Source organism: Psychrobacter okhotskensis (genome assembly GCF_013248965.1).
Classification (GTDB): Bacteria; Pseudomonadota; Gammaproteobacteria; order Pseudomonadales; family Moraxellaceae; genus Psychrobacter; species Psychrobacter okhotskensis.
In genome coordinates this window covers 1-18,504 of the sequence record NZ_JABRVQ010000005.1, presented here as the reverse complement: position 1 = coordinate 18,504, position 18,504 = coordinate 1, and the positions used below count along the sequence as shown (strand labels likewise).

Below are 18,504 nucleotides of genomic sequence, written 5' to 3'. Positions count from 1 at the left end.
TTTATTTATTGTTTAAATTTTGCTCATGGCAAAATTTTTATAAAAGTCTTAATAACAGCCAAAACAAATAATTGAGTAATTTATCCTTGTGAGCCATATATGAAAGATGCTGAAAATAATATTGATAAGGTAAGCCTCGTTGACAATTGGCAACAGGTAAAAGAGCAGGTCGCGCAGGCAGAGCAACGAGCCAAAGACAGTGCAGTAGATGAGGTCATTTTACTTGCAGTTTCTAAAACCAAACCTGCTGACATGATTGCGGCGTTAGCCAAGCAAGGTCAGTATCACTTTGGGGAAAATTATCTACAAGAAGCTATCGAAAAAATCAGTACTTTAAAATCTCAGACGGTTGGTGACGCTATCGTTTGGCATTATATTGGCAGTATCCAGCGTAATAAGACGCGCGATATCGCTGAGCATTTTGACTGGGTACAAACGGTTGAGCGTGACATTATTGCGAAGCGTCTAAACGACCAACGTCCAAGCGAGTTGTCGCCACTAAACGTTTTGATTCAAGTCAATATTGATAATGAAGACAGCAAGTCAGGGTGTTTACCAGCCCAGTTACCAGCATTGATCACCACGATGAAAGGCTGTGAGCGTTTGCAGTTGCGTGGTCTGATGATTATTCCCGCAAAAGCCAACACCGATGCTTTTGCTCGCACCAAGCAATTATTTGAAGACATTAAGCGCGATCATCCAGAATTAACTGGTTGGGATACGCTTAGCATGGGTATGAGTGATGATATGGCAGAGGCGATTGCCAATGGCTCGACCATGGTGCGCGTCGGTACCGCCATATTTGGTGCTCGAGATTAGGGCGTGTCCTCAATTCAACAGACCTTAACTACGCTAAACAACCACTTCAAGTTTGGTCACCAGCAGCTGATTGATTTTCAGCTTATCCGTGTCCAGAATCTCAAAACGATAATTGGCATATTCGATGCTATCGGTTTTCTTAGGGATTTTGCGGAGCATATACATCATAAAACCGCTGATCGTTTCATAGTTTTGGCTGTTGGGTAAATTGACGATACCCAATGAGCGAATGACATCCTCGATTGGCGTCATACCGTCGATTAACCAGGAGTTATCGGTACGTTGGACGATAGGCTGCTCCTCTAGCGTGACCAGCTCGCCCATGACAATACTCATCACATCTTTTAGGGTAATGACGCCTACCGCCAGCGCATATTCATTGACGATCACCGCAAAGTCAGCGCCCGTCGATTTAAACATCTCAAGCACTTCAAATAAAGATAAGGTATCAGGAATAAAAAGCGCCGGTTTTAATAATGCCTTATCGGTTAAACTCACCTCTTGCTGATTCAACACTAAAGCTAAAAAACTGCGTGACTCCACATAGCCCATAATATGTTCTAAATCATCGTCAAGACAAACCAAAAATTTATTATGCGGCTGCTTAATCATCACCTCGACAATTTTTTCGGTACTGACTTTGCTGTCAAAATATACAATATTCTCGCGTGGATTCATTACTGAGGTGACGGTACGCTCTTGCATCTCAAAGATATTTTCAATCAGGTGATGCTCTTGGTGTTTGATGACACCCGCTTCCGCACCGGCATCCATCACCGCGACAATATCCTCGGATGTCATCTCATCTTTACGTACCGTAGAGATGCCTAGCAGCTTAAAGAGAAAATTCGCCGCACCATCAAACACCCAGATGATAGGTTTTAAGATAAAAATCAAAAATATCATTGGTCGTACGACTTTGATGGCGATAGGTTCAGAGTTGGACATGGCGAGACGTTTTGGCATGAGGTCGGCAAACAGGACAAAAACGCTGGTGACAATGATAAATGACACCACAGAGGCGAGCGCTTCATGACCGAACAAGTGCACTAAATAGGGGCTGATGGCTGACTCGCCGATGACACCGGCCAAAATGGCCACCGCATTGAGCGCGATTTGTACCACGGTAATAAAACTGCCAGGGTGTTCTTGCATATTGAGGACATCAAGCGCGCGTACTTCGCCTTCTTTGGCCATCACTTGTAGTTTGATTTTTCGGGCGGAGGCTAGGGCCAGCTCGGAGCTAGAGACAAGGGCGCTGAGGGCAATTAGCAAAAAGATAAACACACTAGCAGTTAGCAAGCTCATGAAATACTCGGATAGAAATAGGTAAGGGTAGATAAATTAAAAGTAATGGATTGAATCGTCGGAATAACAAGAAAAATTTGTGGTCAGAAACTAAAAAAAGCTGGGCAAGCACCCAGCTAATAATAAGCAATCGATTTATAAGTAAGGTCTGTCGTCATCTGACTTTCTATGTAGCAGCCAGATGGCGATTACACTCTAGCCTTTTATTGACCATTTATTCACTAATGGATAACGGCGCTCACGACCAAAGGCTTTATGGCTGATTTTGGTGCCAATCGGTGCTTGGCAGCGCTTGTATTCGCTATTATCGACCATTTGGATGACTTTAGCGACCAAGTCTGCATCAAAGCCTTTATCCACGATATCTTGATAGCCCATGTCTTCATCGATATAAAACATTAGGATGCCGTCTAATACGTCATAGTCAGGCAAGCTGTCTTGATCTTTTTGGTCAGGACGTAGCTCGGCTGATGGCGGACGGGTAATCACGCGCTCAGGAATAACGGGAGTGTCTTCTAAGCGGTTACGATAGCTGGCTAATTTATAAACCTGTGATTTATAGACGTCTTTTAGGACATCAAAGCCGCCTGCCATATCGCCATACAGTGTCGAGTAACCAACCGCCAGCTCTGATTTGTTGCCGGTGGTGATGACCAAATGCCCAAACTTATTAGACAGTGCCATCAATACAACGCCGCGCGCACGTGCTTGGATGTTTTCTTCGGTGGTGTCCGCAGGTGATTTATTAAAGAGTGGGGCAAGGGTATGACGAATGCCTTCGACGGCATCAAAAATTGGACAAACGGTATAAGAAACGTTGAGTCGACGGGCTTGTGCTTGTGCATCTTCGAGGCTGATTTGTGAGGTATATTCGTACGGCATCATAACCGCATAAACCTTATCCGCACCCAACGCATCGACAGCGATACAGAGGGTTAAGGCCGAATCAATACCACCTGATAGCCCAACGAGAATGCCAGAGAATCCTGAAAGATTGACATAATCACGCAAACCAACCACCAGCGCTTGATACATCTCTGATTCGCGGCTAAGGGTTAAAGGCGCTTTAGACTGGGTGTTAAACTTGCTGGTTTTGACATCTAACGTCGCCAGTAGCAACTGATTCATAAAACGCGGCGCTTCGTGGGCAACGCTACCATCAGCTTGCACGGCCATAGAGCCACCGTCAAAGACTAAATCATCTTGACCGCCAACCGCATTGACATAGATAATCGGCAGGCCATTTTCACGGCTGCGCTTGGTCAGCATGGTTTTACGATTGTCTTGTTTTTCAATTTCAAAAGGTGACGCATTTAAGCTGATGACCAGATCCGCGCCTTGCTTTTTGAGATCAGCAATAGGGCCTTTTTCCCACAAGTCTTCACAGATGAGCAGGCCAATGGTAATGCCTTTATAATCAAACAGAACTTGATTACGACCTTTGTCAAAGTAACGGCGTTCATCAAACACGCCATAGTTTGGCAATATTTGCTTATGATAAAAGCCTTTTTGATGACCGTTATGCAGGATGGCGGCTGAGTTGAAGGTACCATGGTGATCAACGTGTGGATAGCCGACGATCATGACGATGTCATCGATATCACTTAGAGTAGACAAGGCGCTTTTGATGCGACCTGACAAGCTAGGGCGTAGCAATAAATCTTGGGGTGGATAGCCTAATAGTGCGAGTTCTGGAAAGACAATCACATCAGCGCCTTGCTCACGCGCTTCTAATGCCAGCGTGCGCATTTTTGCTGCATTGGCAGTGATATCACCGACCAAAAAGTGTGATTGGGCTAAAGCAAAAGTAACGCTATCTTGGGTTTTAGTGCTCTTACTCGCCTCATTTGAGACAGTAAGGTTAGGGTTATCATTGTCTTTTGACATTGTTATTGTTCCTATGAATATAGTATTTAAAATTTGGTGAGGCAGTGTTGCTTTAAAATAAAATCAATCCGAAATTCACTCAAAACATCGCGCGTCAATCATAGTTTCTTTTACATTTTTTTTGACCCTGAGTCCTGATATCGAACTCGCATGATGCGTGCAACGCTTGTATAAGCATCAATGTAATGCTTATGTAGTAGACCCAATTTATGCCGCACTACTCTAACGATTAGATATTAATGTCGTTTAGAGAGGAAGGATAAAGAAGGGTTGTGAAAAGTGATGCGCTTTAATAATGACAAAAATAATAAGGTCAAATTAATGTAGCGGCATTTAAAAGTTCAAAATAATTATTCTAGTATAACATCAATTGTTGTTACTAATAGAACGCGCCAGTGATTTACCTTGCTAGATAATGACTGACAAAGTGACGGCGTAGGGTACTTAGTGGTCATTGTTTTTCGGTATTCATTCTGCGTACGATGATTTGGTTATTCAGGTAAGGCTTTAGTGAATCTCGTCTAAGAAAGTTGTAAGTAAAGATTACAACATAGCGTTATTTATTTGAGCCATTTTGTTGCATAATAATCGTCGGTCAGCCATCTGTTTTCTATGACATTACTGGCGTTAACTGTGTTACGGTTGTCTCGGCACAGAGCGTAATGGCCGCCAATAATTGAGCTGTAGATTTATAGCCAACCACCTTCGCTAATGGATACGATTTATGGATGTTGTCCATAAATTGCTGTTCACCCATTTATAAACTTCTCAGCAATACCGTATGAGGTTTGCTGTCCGCTTTTGGTTTATACACTATGATAGAAAACTGGACAAAAGAATTTATTATTCAGCGCTTATTGGCCATTACTTTGTTGGTCGTGTTGTTTATATTATGTTTTCAAGTGGTACAGTTTTTTATTGTACCGGCATTGTGGGCAGCGATTTTAGCGTATGTTACCTTTCCTATTTATAACTTTTTTCACCAACGAGTAAAGTTCAGTTCAAATTTTAGTGCCGCTATCATGACTGTGAGTATTACTCTCATCATCGGTGTGCCGCTGGTGGTTGGTATTTTTATCTTGCAGCAGGAAGCTTTGAGTCTTATCAGCAATTTAATCTATCGTATTAAAGTAGGGTATTTGGATGTGCCTGACTCTGTTAAGGATTTGCCGATTATCGGGCAACAAGTCAAAGATGTGCTGTGGCGCATTAATAAAAATCCTGAGGGGACGCTAGAAGCCTTTCGTATCTGGGTACAGTCTCATTTATATTACGGCAAAGTCGCCTTTGATGTGGTGTTCAGCAGTCTTGCCAAGCTTGGCATGGCGTTAATGACGCTGTTTTTCTTTTATCGTGATGGCACAAGCTTGGTGCGTCAAATCCGCCAAGCCTTACGCAATATCATTGGCAATCGTATCGATGGTTATATTGACTCTGTGGGTACGACCACCCGCGCTGTGGTATATGGTATTGGTCTGACCGCATTGGCGCAGGCAATCTTGGCGGGTATTGGTTATTATTTCTCTGGCGCACCAAGTCCGATTTTACTGACGATTGTCACTTTTATCATTGCCTTAATCCCATTTGGTACGCCATTTGTGTGGGGTGGGGTGTCGATTTGGTTATTAAGTCAAGGTCATACGGTAGAAGGTATTGGTTTGGCTTTATGGGGCATATTGGTCATCAGTTGGGTGGACAATCTTATCCGTCCTATCGTCATTAGTGGTGCCACCAAGATTCCTTTTATCATTATTTTTATCGGGGTGTTGGGCGGTTTAACAGCCTTTGGTTTCGTTGGTTTGTTCATCGGTCCTGTCGTATTAGCTATCGGCCTTGCGGTATGGCGTGAATGGATTTCAAATCATAAAAATGAGCTATTTGCGCCACAAGAAGAGGTATTGATCGATAAAAATACACCATTAGCGGTTGATGAGCAAAATGAAAATAGCGGATATAGTTGATACCAAATAAAACAGAGACGGCGCATTTTAGCGCGAGACTGAAATAATTTTTTCTTGCGCGTTGTGCCTACGCCGACAGCGGTAGTAAAAAATATTTAGCGAAATAATGTCATAGATAACAAGTCACTGATAAATTATGTACTGATTGATAGAAATTTTTAATAAGGTTTAATGCGATGATAGATACGATAAACAGCATAACTATTGTGGCTGACAGTAATATCGCTAGCCTTGATGAGTTTTTTAATGCCACTGCGCTTGGACAGGCGACTGAGCAAATAGTAAATATTGTCAAAGTTGCGGGGCGCGATATCGATGCGGCATTGCTTGCTGAATTACAGCCCACTGTATTGTTGATACGCTCGGTGACGCCAGTGAACGAGCAGTTATTGGCTGATAATGAAAGCGTAGAATTTGTAGGCTCGGCAACGATCGGCACCGATCATGTTGATCAAGATTATCTAGCGACGCGCAACATCACTTTTGCCAATGCTGCGGGTTGTAGCAAGCATTCGGTCGCCCAATATGTACTGACGGCTATTTTGACATTGCGTCCGCAGTATTGGCAGCCATCAACGATGCTATCAACGACGTCACCAACGAGGCCATTAACCTTAGGCATCATTGGCCTTGGCAATATTGGTAGCACGCTCGCTCAGTATGCCAATGATTTGGGCTGGCAAGTATTGGGCTATGATCCGTTATTGCCCCCTTCAGAGACGAATAACGCCAGCTTGGCGCAAGTACTTAGCCAAAGCGACGTTGTCAGTTTACATGTGCCACTGACTGATAAGAGAGGCTATACTCACCCGAGTGGTAGCGATTACCCAACGCGGCATCTAATCAACGCAGATGCCCTGAGTATGATGCCTGCGCATACTATGCTCATTAATAGCGCGCGCGGACCCGTCATTCATGCGCGTGATTTAGCAGCAGATATTGAGCGTACGGGACGCCAAGCAGTGCTTGATGTGTTTGAGCATGAGCCAGAGATTGCCGAGAGTTTGTTAAGCAAGTTGGCTATCGCAACGCCACATATCGCTGGTTATACTGTAGAGGGGAAGCTGCGCGGTACCCAAATTATCTATGATGCGCTATGTGAAAAACTGGCGGTCACACCTGCACAGTCTATGCAAAAGCTGCTGCCACTGAATATGTTTTTGTGGTCTGAATTAAAAGCGCATCCAGATAAGTTGATTAAGTTTTATGACATTATGCAAGATGATGCTTCCTTGCGACGTCAGGTCATTGACGGACAAGTTAATGGCGCTGATTTTGATCAACTGCGCCGTGATTATCATTTGCGCCGTGAATGGCAGTTCTAAAGTCAAAAACCTACTTATCACCCTATTTTTATTATTCATCAGTCACAGTAAATACTAATGAGCCAATCAACCCGTTCTTCTGTTAAGCCAAATACTAAGCCCAGTTACGCGCCCACCATGACCCTAGCGATGGCGCGGCAGCGTGCGCAGTTTATGTGCGATATTCGTCAGTTTTTTAATAAGCGGCAGGTGCTTGAGGTGCAGACTCCGCTGTTGTCGCAAGCTGGCAATACGGATACCTTTTTGCAGTCCGTCGCTGCGCAAGTTACCTATCAAGATCGACCACGCACTTATTACCTGCATACGTCACCTGAATTTGCCATGAAGCGATTATTGGGCAGCTGGCAAGTGCCTATTTATCAAATTTGCCCGGTATTTCGAGATAATGAAATAGGCGTACGCCATAATATTGAATTCACCATGTTGGAATGGTATCAGCCAAACTATAGCTTAGCCGATATGGCGACTGAGCTTGGCGAACTACTAGAAGCCCTATATGGCTACTCGATTGTGATGAATCATTACCGCTACGTTGATGCGTTTATGGACTTCGTTGGCATACATCCACTGACGGCCAGTTTGGCGACATTACAAGCAGTGGCAGAAGATAAAGGTTTGACCGGTTTTAATTTTAATAATGTAGAGAGCGTGACAACCAATAGTGAAGAAGAAAGCCGGCAAAGCTGGTTAGACCTATTATTTAGCCACGCGGTCGAGCCAAATTTGGGTCACGATTTGCCGACTTTGATTATAGAGTATCCACCAGCAACGGCAGCATTAGCAAAAACGGCTTTAGATAAAGACGGTAATAAGGTTGCGAAGCGCTTTGAGCTATATATCAATGGTATTGAGATTGCCAACGCCTATGACGAGCTGGCAGATGGGCAGGCGTTAAGAATGCGTTTTGAGCAAGACAATCAATTGCGCCAGCGCCATAATTTGCCAGTCATGCCAATCGATGAGCATCTATTGGCGGCATCTAATGACTTGATACCTTGTAGTGGCATTGCTGTGGGGTTGGATAGATTGCTTATGGTCATCACAGGAGCCGACAGAGTAGAGGACGTCATTCCGTTTCCAAGTGGTCTGGCCTGATAATTTATTAGATGGTCCATCATAAAAAAAGCGAGTAGACCGGAAGGCTTACTCGCTTTTTTCTTTAATTATAAATAGGGTAGCGCTGAGCTTGATTATAATGTTGCGATAGCTTTATCGATGGCTGTCTCACCGTTTTGCATGCTAAAGACTTTCTTACTTGCGCTATCAGCATTCAAAACCGCTGCTAAAGTCGATGCCACATCCGCAATCGCATTCTCGCCAGCATCAGTACCATTGATCGTAATTTTGCCAGTTCCGGCGCGTTCTTTTAGGGCAGCAGCTTGGACGATGGTGTAATCAAGAGTACTGTCGTTGACTAACCATTGGTCAGCGTAATGTTTGGCGATGTAATATTCTTTTAGATTTTCAATCGCAGGGCTTGTCCATTTGCTGGTGTCTAATGAGAACACTGTGCTAAGCATGATATAGCGATTGATACCTTTATCTTGCGCCGCTTGCATTGTTTTCACCGCACCGTGTAAATCTACTTCTAACAAGTTCTTGTTTCCAGAACCTGCTACAAAGTATATCGCCTCAACGTCATCATCAATCTGATTTCGAATATCGTCTTTATTTGCTAATAAGTCTAAATCCAATTGCGAATAATTATCTGCATCGAACAATTTCTTTTTATCACGCGTGGTACCGATCACTTGATGATCATCTGCTAATAACTGCTTAACTAAATCAGTTCCCACTCGTCCACTGGCGCCAATTACTAAAATTTTCATAGTCATTCCTATTCTTATATACGTTACTGTTGTTGTAAAAACTGTTTGTCTTAAAAGTTGACTACAGCGTAACAACAATGATGGGCACACTTCGTTATGAAGCGTGCCGATTGCATAGTGTTTGGTTATGAATGTATACGGTTTGCAAAGAGCACAGGCTAGGAGGGGGTTAAGATAGATAGCAAAGATTATGGCTATAAAAATCAGCGAACCAAACGATTAAGACCGTCGGCAAAGGCTTTTTTGTCACGGTCACCATAAGGTTTTTGTCCGCTCATTTCTTGCAGCTCTAACACGCCAGTACCGCGCATGGTATCCATAAAGTCGCGCATATTGAGCTTTTGCTTAATATTATTTTTGTCGTAGACCATGCCGCGTGTGGTCAGTACCAAGCCGCCTTTGTCCAAAATATCGTTGGCCAAAGGGATGTCACTGGTGATTGCTAAATCACCTGGCTGTATCTGTTCTACGATATAATCGTCGGCTTTATCAAATCCTGATGGCACCACGGTCATGACGAGCAGCGGTGACTTACGCAATTTAATTGGCTGATTGGCGACGAAAATAGCCATTGTTTGCGTCCGCTCAGCCGTTTTGATAATCAAGTCTTTGGCAATCAATGGCACCGAATCAGCATCCACCCAAATTTGCATTATTTCTTAACCTTCGCTGTTTTTGTCTTAACGTCTACCGCATTATCTGTTTGATCGTCATCAGTATCTACTTGAGGGTTTTCTATAGCTTTAACAGTGTCATTGCCAATAGTTGATTGGTCATTGGTCGCTTTTGGCTGATTATTCACAGGAGCAGACTTTTTGTCGAGGCCGACTTTATTGGGCAATACCGCGACGAGCTTGGCTAAGGCAGGCTCCAAATTAGCGACATCATTGGGCATCAATGTGATGTGTGCAATTTTTCGATCTTCGCGCTCAGCCTTATGATAACTATGATAATGCGCGCCATCGATAGCCAGCACTGCGCTGATATCGGGGTACTGTCCTAAAACGTTGAGCATAATCGCTGGATGAACATTGTCGGTATCACCCAATGGCAAATTAACCACGGCACGGATATGGTTTTCAAACTGACTGGTGACAGCGCCTTCAATACTCCAGTGTCCAGAATTGTGCACACGCGGCGCAATTTCATTGGCGAGTACAGCATCATTGCCACGCACGTCCTTGGTGACGAACAGCTCAAGTGCCATCACGCCCACATAACCCAAATGATTCATGACCGTGGTAATTGCATCGGTCGCTTGCTTGAGTAGATGGCTAGTACCAACGGCGGGCGCTTGAGTTTTGGCCAAAATACCGTGATGGTGATGGTTTTCGACCAAATCATAACAGCGCATCTGGCCGTTCTGTCCCCGTGCCGCGATAATAGAAACCTCACGGCTAAAGTGAATAAAACCTTCCGCAATGAGTGGCGCTGGCGTTGGCGTCAACTCACCTTGGCCACTGACAGCGTCTTTGAGGTCTTGCCACGCCGCTTTGATATCACTGTCTTGCTTGATGACAAATTGACCTTTACCATCATAACCACCGCGGCTGGTTTTGAGGACAATTGGCAGTCCTAGCTCGCTGCAAGCTTGCTGCAATTCAGCTTCAGAGTTAACTTCTTTAAAGGGTACGGTAGCGATCTCAAGCGCATTAAACATCTGCTTTTCTTTTAAGCGGTCTTGGGCGATATCAAGAGCAATCGGTGGCGGAAACATGCCTTGTTTGCTGCCAGATTTTGATAAATTGGCCAGTTGTTCAACGGTCGCCGTCGGCGTGTTTTCAAACTCCAAGGTAAATACATCGGCGGCGGCAATAAAGGCTTCTAGTTGCTCACTATGAAAGACGCGCCCGTAAAGACTGGCAGGGCAGTCGGCGCTGTCTTCTAAAAAAACACACTGATAACCTAATGGCATGGCCGCTTCGGCAAGCATCATGCCAAGCTGACCACCGCCTAAAATACCGATAGTACGAATGTTTTGGGTCACAGGATAAGCGTTCGCTGTAGTCATGGCAGGCTCTTTGAATTGGAAATGGATAAAGGTTATTCGGTTTATTAAGTCTAAAATCTAATCTATTAAAATAGGAAAAGGTGCACTGTATGCACCTTGTATTTAGTAGAGCTCATCTAAGCATAAATATCAAGTTTACAACATTGATCGTTGGATTTGACGGTTAGATTTTATAGTCTAAATGATTGGTCTTGATATTTTCTAACCATTATCGCCAATCTAGTTGTTGATAATGCCCGGTGTGGGGCTGGCGAGAATGGTGTCAGTTTGTGTTTGGCGTAGCGTATCTAGCTTGCTAGCGATTACGTCGTCATGCAAGGCCAAGACCTGAATCGCCAGTAATGCTGCATTATAAGCACCTGCCGCCCCAATCGCTAAAGTACCGACAGCAACGCCTTTTGGCATCTGTACGATAGACAATAGGCTATCCCAACCGCTGAGCATCGAGGATTTTACAGGGACACCAAAGACCGGTAACGGCGTTTGACTGGCACACATACCCGGCAGATGTGCTGCACCGCCAGCCCCAGCGATAATGACTTGTAAGCCATTGCTCTTGGCGTTTTTGGCATAGTCAAATAATCTGTCAGGTGTACGGTGTGCTGATACGACTTCACAAGCAAAAGCGATATCAAAGTCGGCGAGCAATTGCGCAGCGGCGCTCATGGTCGCCCAATCAGACTGCGAGCCCATGATGATGCCAACTTTTGGTTGACCAGCAGGAGAGGTGATTGGACTGTTTTGCTCAACAGAGTTAACACTAGCTGATAGAGTGCTCATGCTTTGATATCCTCAAAACGACCATCATACAAAAATTTTGCCGCCTTCGTAAAGCCAAGTTTACTGATTAATGCGAAAGCGAGTTGAATAGCGCTTTTATTATGACGATATCACTGGGTCTTTGTCGTGGCGATATTGCACAAAATTACCGGCTTTGAGTGGCAAAGGCTGCTCGGTATCGAGCTGATAGCATGTTAGATAACCGCTATCGACCGCTGCCGAATAATCAGTACAGACTACTTGCGGGCTCAATGGTTCAGGCGTCCCAGTTAGCCAATAATGACCGACAAATACGGGTTTATCGGTTTTAAGCGCAAAGTCGATATTTTCTGCCAATATATCCGCTGGAATTTGTGCCAATGCTGATGAAGGGGCACGCGCAACCTCATATAGTGTACGTTCGTTGAGGCCTTCAAGCCACCAACGTACCCGTACTCGTGTGCGCTCAGTTCCTTCTTTATCAACCATTACCATGCCCGCAGGTAGCGGGGTTTCCACACCTTTTAATACCCTCTCCAACGCTTCAAAAGGTTCGCTATGCTCTTGGGCAGTGGCGACAAGTGCTTCAGGCGTTAAGCAATTATCAGCAGTCAATAACGGCGTCAGTACCGCCATACTGTCTACATCCCAACAAGCATGCACAAAGCAAGCATAGTCGGTCTCAAGCCATAGGGGTATCTCATACAAGCGCTGTAGCCAATAGTGATGACGCTCTGAGCCAAACGGTACTTCTGCCAAAAAGGCCTCGTGTTGGCGCATATGTATCTCATTGTGCGAGCGTAGGTATTCCTGAGGATTATTAGGATCAAGCGTCGCGAAAGCCAAAGCATTGTATTCGTGATTGCCCATCACTGCATCGGCCACATCAGCATCTAGCATGGCAAACACGATTTCTAACGTGGCCATTTGCTGCGACCCACGGTCGATCAAATCACCGATAAACAACGCCCGATGACCTGCTGGCGGCACGAAACATTGTCCGTTATGGCGATAGCCTAGCTGGGTGAGTAGACCGACTAGCTTGTCTGCATAACCATGAATGTCACCGATAATATCTATAATCATAATTCGTTATCTAATCTTAAAATGTAAACGTATTTAACCGCTTAAGTAGAGCGATAAAGTTAATAAGGGTTTAATTATTTTCAAAAAAAATTTTAAAAAAATTGCTCTAAAAGCTAGCCTTTACTAAAAGCCTGGCGATAATAGTGCATTTAAAAAGTGTGGTAGCACTTGTGGCTCTAAAATAATAGTGGCGATTATCCCAAACGCGCCGCCCCACATATGTGCCAGATGATTGATGTTTGAGCCACCGCGTTTGTCCGCATAGATGCTATAAGCCACATAAGCGACCGCAAATAATATCGCTGGGATAGGAATGACCGCGAATAAATAGATTTTTTCCCATGGTGCCAGCAAAATAAAAGCAAACAATACGGCTGATACACCACCTGAGGCGCCAAGGCTGAGATAGCTGGCGTTATTTTTATTCTTAAGATAACTTGGAATCATCGCAACAATGATAGCCAATACGTAAAACACCACGAAACCATAACCGAACAAAAACGATTGATATAACCCTTCGATAGCACGACCGAAAAAATACAAAGTAAACATATTAAACAGCAGATGCATACTATCAGCATGGATAAAACCATGCGTCACAAAACGATCCCATTGCCCATTATTTACCGCAGGCGGATAAAAAATAAGCCGATTAAATAGCGCTTTGTTTTGCCAAGCAAGCAAGCTGACAATAACAGTAATAATAATGATAAGGGTCGTGTGGTTAAACAAAGGGTAATCCTTAGGCCGAGCCTAGTGTGTGATTGTGTAATATGGCAAGGTTAAAAGCCTAAATACTATGTATATATACTACGCCTAAATACTATGTGTAAATAATATTATGCCCAAATTGCTAATGGATAAGACGGTCAATAATAATAAGTAGTGACATGGCAATTCCCATGCCAACTCCTAATCATTACGTCAACAGCGACAAGAATAAAGCAAAAACCCATTATGTAGAGAATTGTGCTTTAATAATCATTTGTTATTAGGGTGCGTCTTCATTTCAAAAATGGTGATAAAAATAAGATAAATTGCCGTCAGACAAGAAAAATAGCGTAGATAATATCGGGATATTGACCAGCTATTTGACGATGTTTGGCAAGATTTAGCCATTTTTAGCCCATTTAGATGACTATAGAGTGAATTGAAGACATACCCTAACAATATAGCAGTGTATAAAGATGAGTAAGTAATGCTTCGTATACGGACAGTAACGGTAGCGCTAAATACGTTGATAGCAGTAGTCTATAGTGCTGCTGATATTAAGTGTAAGTACAAATTATAAGCTGGGTCATAGTCATACAAGCGATGTACCATAAGCACTGTCATGGATATAGCTGTTTTATAGAGTGTCATTTATAAGGCATAAGTTTGTAGAAAAAACATCAAATAAAGTGATAAGGAATGATTTATTGCTTTTATAAATATAAACTATAGTCGGTTGAAAGGAATTTAGATACAAGGAAAGCGAGTGACAGGACTGCAAATAGTAGACTGAACGAGCCTGACACTGTATCTGATTTCACTAGGATTAACTATATTAAGCCGATAGAGGCCGTCAGTCATGAGTATCATTGAACAACTAGAACAAAGCGTCACGCCCGCTGTGCTAGGCAATAATAGCAGCGTTGCCCATGTCAGTCTCCTTGAGCAGTTTTATGCGATTTTGGCTGCACGCTTGGCTTTGCCAGAGGTATATTCGCAGTTGTTGCGATCTGATCAAGTGATCGTTGCTGATAGCGTGACAGAAAGCCCTTTATTTGAGCAGCTCTGGCTCGCCCCAAATATGCGGCAGACACTCATACAAGAACTTGCCGCCACTCATCATATCGATGAGCTTGCGACCACCCAATTGCTTATAAATGCTGCGCCACTGGCTTACCGTGAACTAAAGGCACTGGCGAGTGGACAGTTTTTGCCTGCATTTTTGCAAAAAGAGCAGCCCACCTTGCGCCAGTATTTACCCATATGGTCAGCACCAGTTATCAGCGCTGCTCAAGATATTCAGCCATCCAGCAATACGCCAAATGTCATGGCATCGGCTAATACAGCAGCAATGCCAGCACTGCCAATAGAAGCGGCTACAGAGAATAGCAATAGCTCTCTAAATGCTAGTGTGCATTTAGATAAGCATAGCAATAAAGATATAAATAATGCTTCTGATGCTATCCATGCCAGCCCTGCTGCCCATCATTTAGCAGAAAATGGCAGCATGAAACGGGAAAAAGTTCGCACCCGTAATCAACGCAACGATCTATTGGTACGGGTATTTTTATTAATAGCCGCCATTGCTGCGTTGGGCTTTGCCGCATGGGCGCTATTGATCAAGCCCAACATAAAAGCGCCAGTAGAACCTGTAGCGCCTGCGCCTGTCGTTGCCCCGCCCCCTACTGAGCCAGCACCACAGATTTTGACGCCAGTTGAGCTAATCGTCGGGGTAGACGATAGTGGCAGTCTCTATACTTGTAGCGCAACGGTTGGCGATGAGGCGCTACAAAGCACGTTGCAACAAGCGCTTAATACAAGTTTTGGTGAGCAGGCCGGTATCTGTGAGCTGACGATACAAGCGGGCGTGGCTAAGAGTATGGCTAATATGCCAACAGAGGTATTGCCGAATATCTTGACCATGCTGAGATCAACGCCATTTGCTCGGCTACATCTGCAAAATGAGCGGGTGAGCTTGGAAGCACCAGACAGTATGCTATTACAGCGTTTGGTCACTGATATGCGTACGTTAGCGCCAGCGCTGATGATTGATAGCGCGGCACCACTGCCATTACCTAACAATGGCAGTGGCGTAGAGGATATGGCGGCTATGAATGGTCAGAACCCTCAGTTTGACTCCAGTGGCAGCGCTACAAACAATGTTAATAGCGACGCCTATAACAACAATGCAAGCAATAATGGTGCTGGAGAGTATCAAGCAAGCGATGACGATACGGACGATAGTATGATGCCTGCGCCAGCACGCAACAATCCGGTGCGCAGTAATAATGGCAGTCTCACTAATGTACCTAGTAATTTAAATAGTAACTCAAATAGCAATTCCTCTACAAACAATAGGCCGTCAGGCCCCATCTCTTTGTCTGAAGTAGAGGATATGGCGAGTAATGTTATCGTCGCTGAACCTGCACAAGTAAGAAATAAGTAGGTCAGTCGCTGAGCTTTAGTATGAGTCATACCGTAATCACAACTTTTTTTTTAAATAAATAATATGAAAGATAAAATCAAATCGTTTTATTGCTATTGAAAATGACTGTTTAATAAATAATACACATACGACCTTATTTACTATTGTTATGTTAGCGATTTGTACTTCAGCGGCTTTCTAGTTACGTGTAACAACTGAAACATTACTTAATGTAGCATTTGCACAACAGCGTATTGATTGTGAAAAATACCTTAATACTTTTATAATGACGAAAGTCGAATGTAATCATCATCAATTGCGCTTGTTGCTTTTTTATAGTGCTTAAATAGTGACTAAACAGTGAATTAATAGTGACGAACCTTTTTTACAGCTATTTATTTTATAGTGACTTGCATGATGATTTTGCTTTTTAGATGTTTTAACGAATAGGTAAATAGTTGCTACCATCATAATTATCGACTTTGCTTTTAGTGAATTAAAAAATAAAAAAGTAAATTCTAATAATTCTGAGAAAAAACCTTATTCCTATTCAAAAGACAAATTATATTAATAAGAATTAATGGAGGACTTATACTATGGATATTATCAGTCATTTAACGCGAACAGTCAGCCCCGCAGTATTGGGAGATGACCGTAGCCCTGCTAAACAAAATCTACTTGAGCAGTTTTATGCTATTTTTGCGGCGCGTTTGGCAGACAAAGATACGCATGAGCGTTTTGCTAACGAAAATATCGCCCGTGACGATCAAGGATTTTATGATCGGGTATGGACGGATAGCGCTCACCGTGACCAGATAGCTCGCGAGCTGGCTGGCAAACACAATGTCGATGTCACTGCATCTCGTGGTTTGATTGCGATGGCAGCACCGCTTGCTTACCATGAAATAAAAAGCTTGGCAGGAACCACACCGGTGCCACAGTTTTTGAACGACAACCTTGCTAGCTATCAGCATCATATCCCTGCATGGGCAAGTGCGGTTCTGCCTGCCGGTATGATTGCCGCTGCTCCTGCAGGTGCGCGAATGTCTGATACGGTCAGTACCGCACCGCTACAACGTGAAGAAGAGAAAGAAGGCAGCTTTATGAAAGCGCTGCTGCCTATTATTGGTCTGATTATTTTAGGTGCTTTGGCGTGGGCTTTGCTGAGAGGCTGCCAAGACAACCCTGAGCCTGTCGCTACGCCTGCTGTCACCCAAGAGCAAGCGGCGGAAGGCGATGGTGCAGCGGTTGCTGCTGCTGTTGAGCCTGCCTTATTGAGCATTGCTACTGGTGAAAATAGTGAATTGTACGCTTGCCGCATGAATGTGGGTAATGAGACGCTACAGACCAATGTCATGAATGCGCTTACCAGTGCGTTTGGGGATGAAGCCAATAAGTGCCGCGCCGATGTTGATGATAATTTTGCAATAGACATGCCAGCTGCTGCGCAACTTGCCACTATCTTACCTATTGTCAAAAATGTACCAAACGCCAGTATGATTATTAAAGGTGATAACATTACTGTCAATGCACCAGATGCAGCAGCGTTGGATAAACTGGTCGCTGATTTACAAGCGGCTGCACCAGCGATGACGGTGCAAGCTGAGGGGCCACTAGATTTGCAGGGTGAAATTGATAATAGTTTAGCGGCAGCCGATGTTGCTATGTCAAACCTTGGAGACAATCCAGATCCACGTGATGTTGCCCGTGCTTTAAGTCTACAAGTAATTAACTTTGAAGTAGATAAAGCTTTTATTCCTGATGTTAATAAAGCGTTTCTTGACCGCGCTGCCAAGATTATGACAGACGTCCCAGATATGAATCTGATGATTATTGGTTATACCGATAGCCAAGCATCGGATGCTTATAATCTGAAGCTGTCTCGCGACCGTGCCGAATCTGTAAAAGAATACTTAGTCTCTCAAGGTATCGATGCGAGCAAGCTGAGCACCAAAGGCATGGGTGAAACAGATCCTATCGCTGATAACTCAACGGAACAAGGTCGCTTCCGCAACCGCCGTATTGAGTTTTTGGTCAATGATGAGACTGTCAGTGCAAATGATGGTATGACGATCACTAACAATGCCCTTGATCCGGACTTAAACCCATTAGACAGCAACAATGATGATCTCTTGCCAGATGGTGATGATGCAAGTCGTGGGACGGTAGTAGATCCACAAGTTAATACTCAGTAGTCTTTAGACAGTGATTGATAGTAAGAAAACTATTGATATTTAAAAGTCATTAATACCAAAAAACCGCATCTAAAAAGTGAACTGACCCCCATAAGTTGGACACAACTTCTGGGGGTTATTTTATGAAATACGACATAGACTTTAAGATCAAAGTCATAGCATACTATCGTCAAGGACATAGTAGCGGT

15 protein-coding genes are annotated in these 18,504 nt (G+C 43.8%); 6 read left to right on the top strand and 9 right to left on the bottom strand.

All coding sequences use genetic code 11. The features are described from left to right. Positions 1-99: 99 nt before the first annotated feature. Positions 100-819, top strand: a complete 720-nt coding sequence (locus tag HQR03_RS03895) for a YggS family pyridoxal phosphate-dependent enzyme (RefSeq protein WP_173239217.1) — start codon at positions 100-102, stop codon at positions 817-819. Positions 820-852: 33 nt separating this feature from the next. On the opposite strand, the gene paeA is transcribed toward HQR03_RS03895, so the two are convergent. The 3 genes from paeA to HQR03_RS03880 form a co-directional block, all read right to left on the bottom strand. Continuing rightward, positions 853-2,127 (bottom strand): polyamine export protein PaeA, encoded by a 1,275-nt coding sequence (gene paeA / locus HQR03_RS03890; RefSeq protein WP_173239216.1) that lies wholly within the window; start codon positions 2,125-2,127, stop codon positions 853-855. Positions 2,128-2,322: 195 nt separating this feature from the next. Continuing rightward, a complete protein-coding gene (locus HQR03_RS03885) occupies positions 2,323-4,014 on the bottom strand; it encodes an NAD+ synthase (protein WP_173239215.1) in 1,692 nt (563 codons plus the stop codon). A 610-nt stretch (positions 4,015-4,624) separates the two neighbouring features. Further along, positions 4,625-4,771, bottom strand: a complete 147-nt coding sequence (locus HQR03_RS03880; protein ID WP_156915598.1) for a hypothetical protein — start codon at positions 4,769-4,771, stop codon at positions 4,625-4,627. A 58-nt stretch (positions 4,772-4,829) separates the two neighbouring features. Here HQR03_RS03880 and HQR03_RS03875 point away from each other — a divergent pair, with 58 nt between their 5' ends. The 3 genes from HQR03_RS03875 (at position 4,830) to epmA (ending at position 8,395) form a co-directional block, all read left to right on the top strand. Next, the gene (locus HQR03_RS03875) at positions 4,830-5,975 is read left to right on the top strand and encodes an AI-2E family transporter (protein WP_025651698.1); all 1,146 of its coding nucleotides are present in this window, start codon (positions 4,830-4,832) and stop codon (positions 5,973-5,975) included. 188 nt (positions 5,976-6,163) lie between these two features. Further along, positions 6,164-7,300, top strand: a complete 1,137-nt coding sequence (locus HQR03_RS03870) for a 4-phosphoerythronate dehydrogenase (RefSeq protein ID WP_173239279.1) — start codon at positions 6,164-6,166, stop codon at positions 7,298-7,300. A 57-nt stretch (positions 7,301-7,357) separates the two neighbouring features. Next, complete coding sequence (gene epmA, locus HQR03_RS03865) at positions 7,358-8,395, top strand: EF-P lysine aminoacylase EpmA (protein WP_173239214.1); 1,038 nt, start codon at positions 7,358-7,360, stop codon at positions 8,393-8,395. 95 nt (positions 8,396-8,490) lie between these two features. On the opposite strand, the gene HQR03_RS03860 is transcribed toward epmA, so the two are convergent. The 6 genes from HQR03_RS03860 to HQR03_RS03835 form a co-directional block, all read right to left on the bottom strand. After that, positions 8,491-9,129, bottom strand: coding sequence for an NAD(P)H-binding protein (locus HQR03_RS03860; RefSeq protein ID WP_173239213.1), 639 nt, complete (start codon positions 9,127-9,129; stop codon positions 8,491-8,493). A 203-nt stretch (positions 9,130-9,332) separates the two neighbouring features. Continuing rightward, positions 9,333-9,782, bottom strand: a complete 450-nt coding sequence (locus HQR03_RS03855) for a YaiI/YqxD family protein (RefSeq protein ID WP_101210779.1) — start codon at positions 9,780-9,782, stop codon at positions 9,333-9,335. Continuing rightward, positions 9,782-11,140, bottom strand: coding sequence for a 5-(carboxyamino)imidazole ribonucleotide synthase (locus HQR03_RS03850; RefSeq protein WP_173239212.1), 1,359 nt, complete (start codon positions 11,138-11,140; stop codon positions 9,782-9,784). Before HQR03_RS03850 ends, HQR03_RS03855 begins: the two co-directional genes overlap by 1 nt. Positions 11,141-11,359: 219 nt before the next feature. Further along, positions 11,360-11,920, bottom strand: a complete 561-nt coding sequence (purE, locus tag HQR03_RS03845; RefSeq protein WP_084212283.1) for a 5-(carboxyamino)imidazole ribonucleotide mutase — start codon at positions 11,918-11,920, stop codon at positions 11,360-11,362. Positions 11,921-12,019: 99 nt separating this feature from the next. Continuing rightward, positions 12,020-12,985 carry a metallophosphoesterase gene (locus tag HQR03_RS03840; protein ID WP_025651691.1) on the bottom strand — a complete coding sequence of 322 codons (966 nt, stop codon included), beginning with the start codon at positions 12,983-12,985 and terminating at the stop codon, positions 12,020-12,022. A 123-nt stretch (positions 12,986-13,108) separates the two neighbouring features. Beyond that, positions 13,109-13,717 (bottom strand): rhomboid family intramembrane serine protease, encoded by a 609-nt coding sequence (locus HQR03_RS03835; protein WP_025651690.1) that lies wholly within the window; start codon positions 13,715-13,717, stop codon positions 13,109-13,111. 838 nt (positions 13,718-14,555) lie between these two features. Between HQR03_RS03835 and HQR03_RS03830 the strand changes: the two genes are divergently transcribed. Together HQR03_RS03830 and HQR03_RS03825 are read left to right on the top strand one after the other, a co-directional pair. Beyond that, entirely contained in the window at positions 14,556-16,142 is a 1,587-nt protein-coding gene (locus HQR03_RS03830; RefSeq protein ID WP_173239211.1) for a hypothetical protein, read from the top strand. A gap of 575 nt (positions 16,143-16,717) precedes the next feature. After that, the gene (locus HQR03_RS03825) at positions 16,718-18,316 is read left to right on the top strand and encodes an OmpA family protein (protein WP_173239210.1); all 1,599 of its coding nucleotides are present in this window, start codon (positions 16,718-16,720) and stop codon (positions 18,314-18,316) included. Positions 18,317-18,504: the final 188 nt, after the last annotated feature.

What these genes read in the sequence shown, in the direction of transcription:
- paeA (WP_173239216.1), bottom strand. Translation starts at nt 2,127, where the DNA reads ATGAGCTTGCTAACTGCTAGTGTGTTTATCTTTTTGCTAATTGCCCTC.
- HQR03_RS03885 (WP_173239215.1), bottom strand. Translation starts at nt 4,014, where the DNA reads ATGTCAAAAGACAATGATAACCCTAACCTTACTGTCTCAAATGAGGCG.
- HQR03_RS03825 (WP_173239210.1), top strand. Translation starts at nt 16,718, where the DNA reads ATGGATATTATCAGTCATTTAACGCGAACAGTCAGCCCCGCAGTATTG.
- HQR03_RS03850 (WP_173239212.1), bottom strand. Translation starts at nt 11,140, where the DNA reads ATGACTACAGCGAACGCTTATCCTGTGACCCAAAACATTCGTACTATC.
- purE (WP_084212283.1), bottom strand. Translation starts at nt 11,920, where the DNA reads ATGAGCACTCTATCAGCTAGTGTTAACTCTGTTGAGCAAAACAGTCCA.
- HQR03_RS03830 (WP_173239211.1), top strand. Translation starts at nt 14,556, where the DNA reads ATGAGTATCATTGAACAACTAGAACAAAGCGTCACGCCCGCTGTGCTA.
- HQR03_RS03860 (WP_173239213.1), bottom strand. Translation starts at nt 9,129, where the DNA reads ATGAAAATTTTAGTAATTGGCGCCAGTGGACGAGTGGGAACTGATTTA.
- HQR03_RS03840 (WP_025651691.1), bottom strand. Translation starts at nt 12,985, where the DNA reads ATGATTATAGATATTATCGGTGACATTCATGGTTATGCAGACAAGCTA.
- epmA (WP_173239214.1), top strand. Translation starts at nt 7,358, where the DNA reads ATGAGCCAATCAACCCGTTCTTCTGTTAAGCCAAATACTAAGCCCAGT.
- HQR03_RS03855 (WP_101210779.1), bottom strand. Translation starts at nt 9,782, where the DNA reads ATGCAAATTTGGGTGGATGCTGATTCGGTGCCATTGATTGCCAAAGAC.
- HQR03_RS03895 (WP_173239217.1), top strand. Translation starts at nt 100, where the DNA reads ATGAAAGATGCTGAAAATAATATTGATAAGGTAAGCCTCGTTGACAAT.
- HQR03_RS03880 (WP_156915598.1), bottom strand. Translation starts at nt 4,771, where the DNA reads ATGGGTGAACAGCAATTTATGGACAACATCCATAAATCGTATCCATTA.
- HQR03_RS03875 (WP_025651698.1), top strand. Translation starts at nt 4,830, where the DNA reads ATGATAGAAAACTGGACAAAAGAATTTATTATTCAGCGCTTATTGGCC.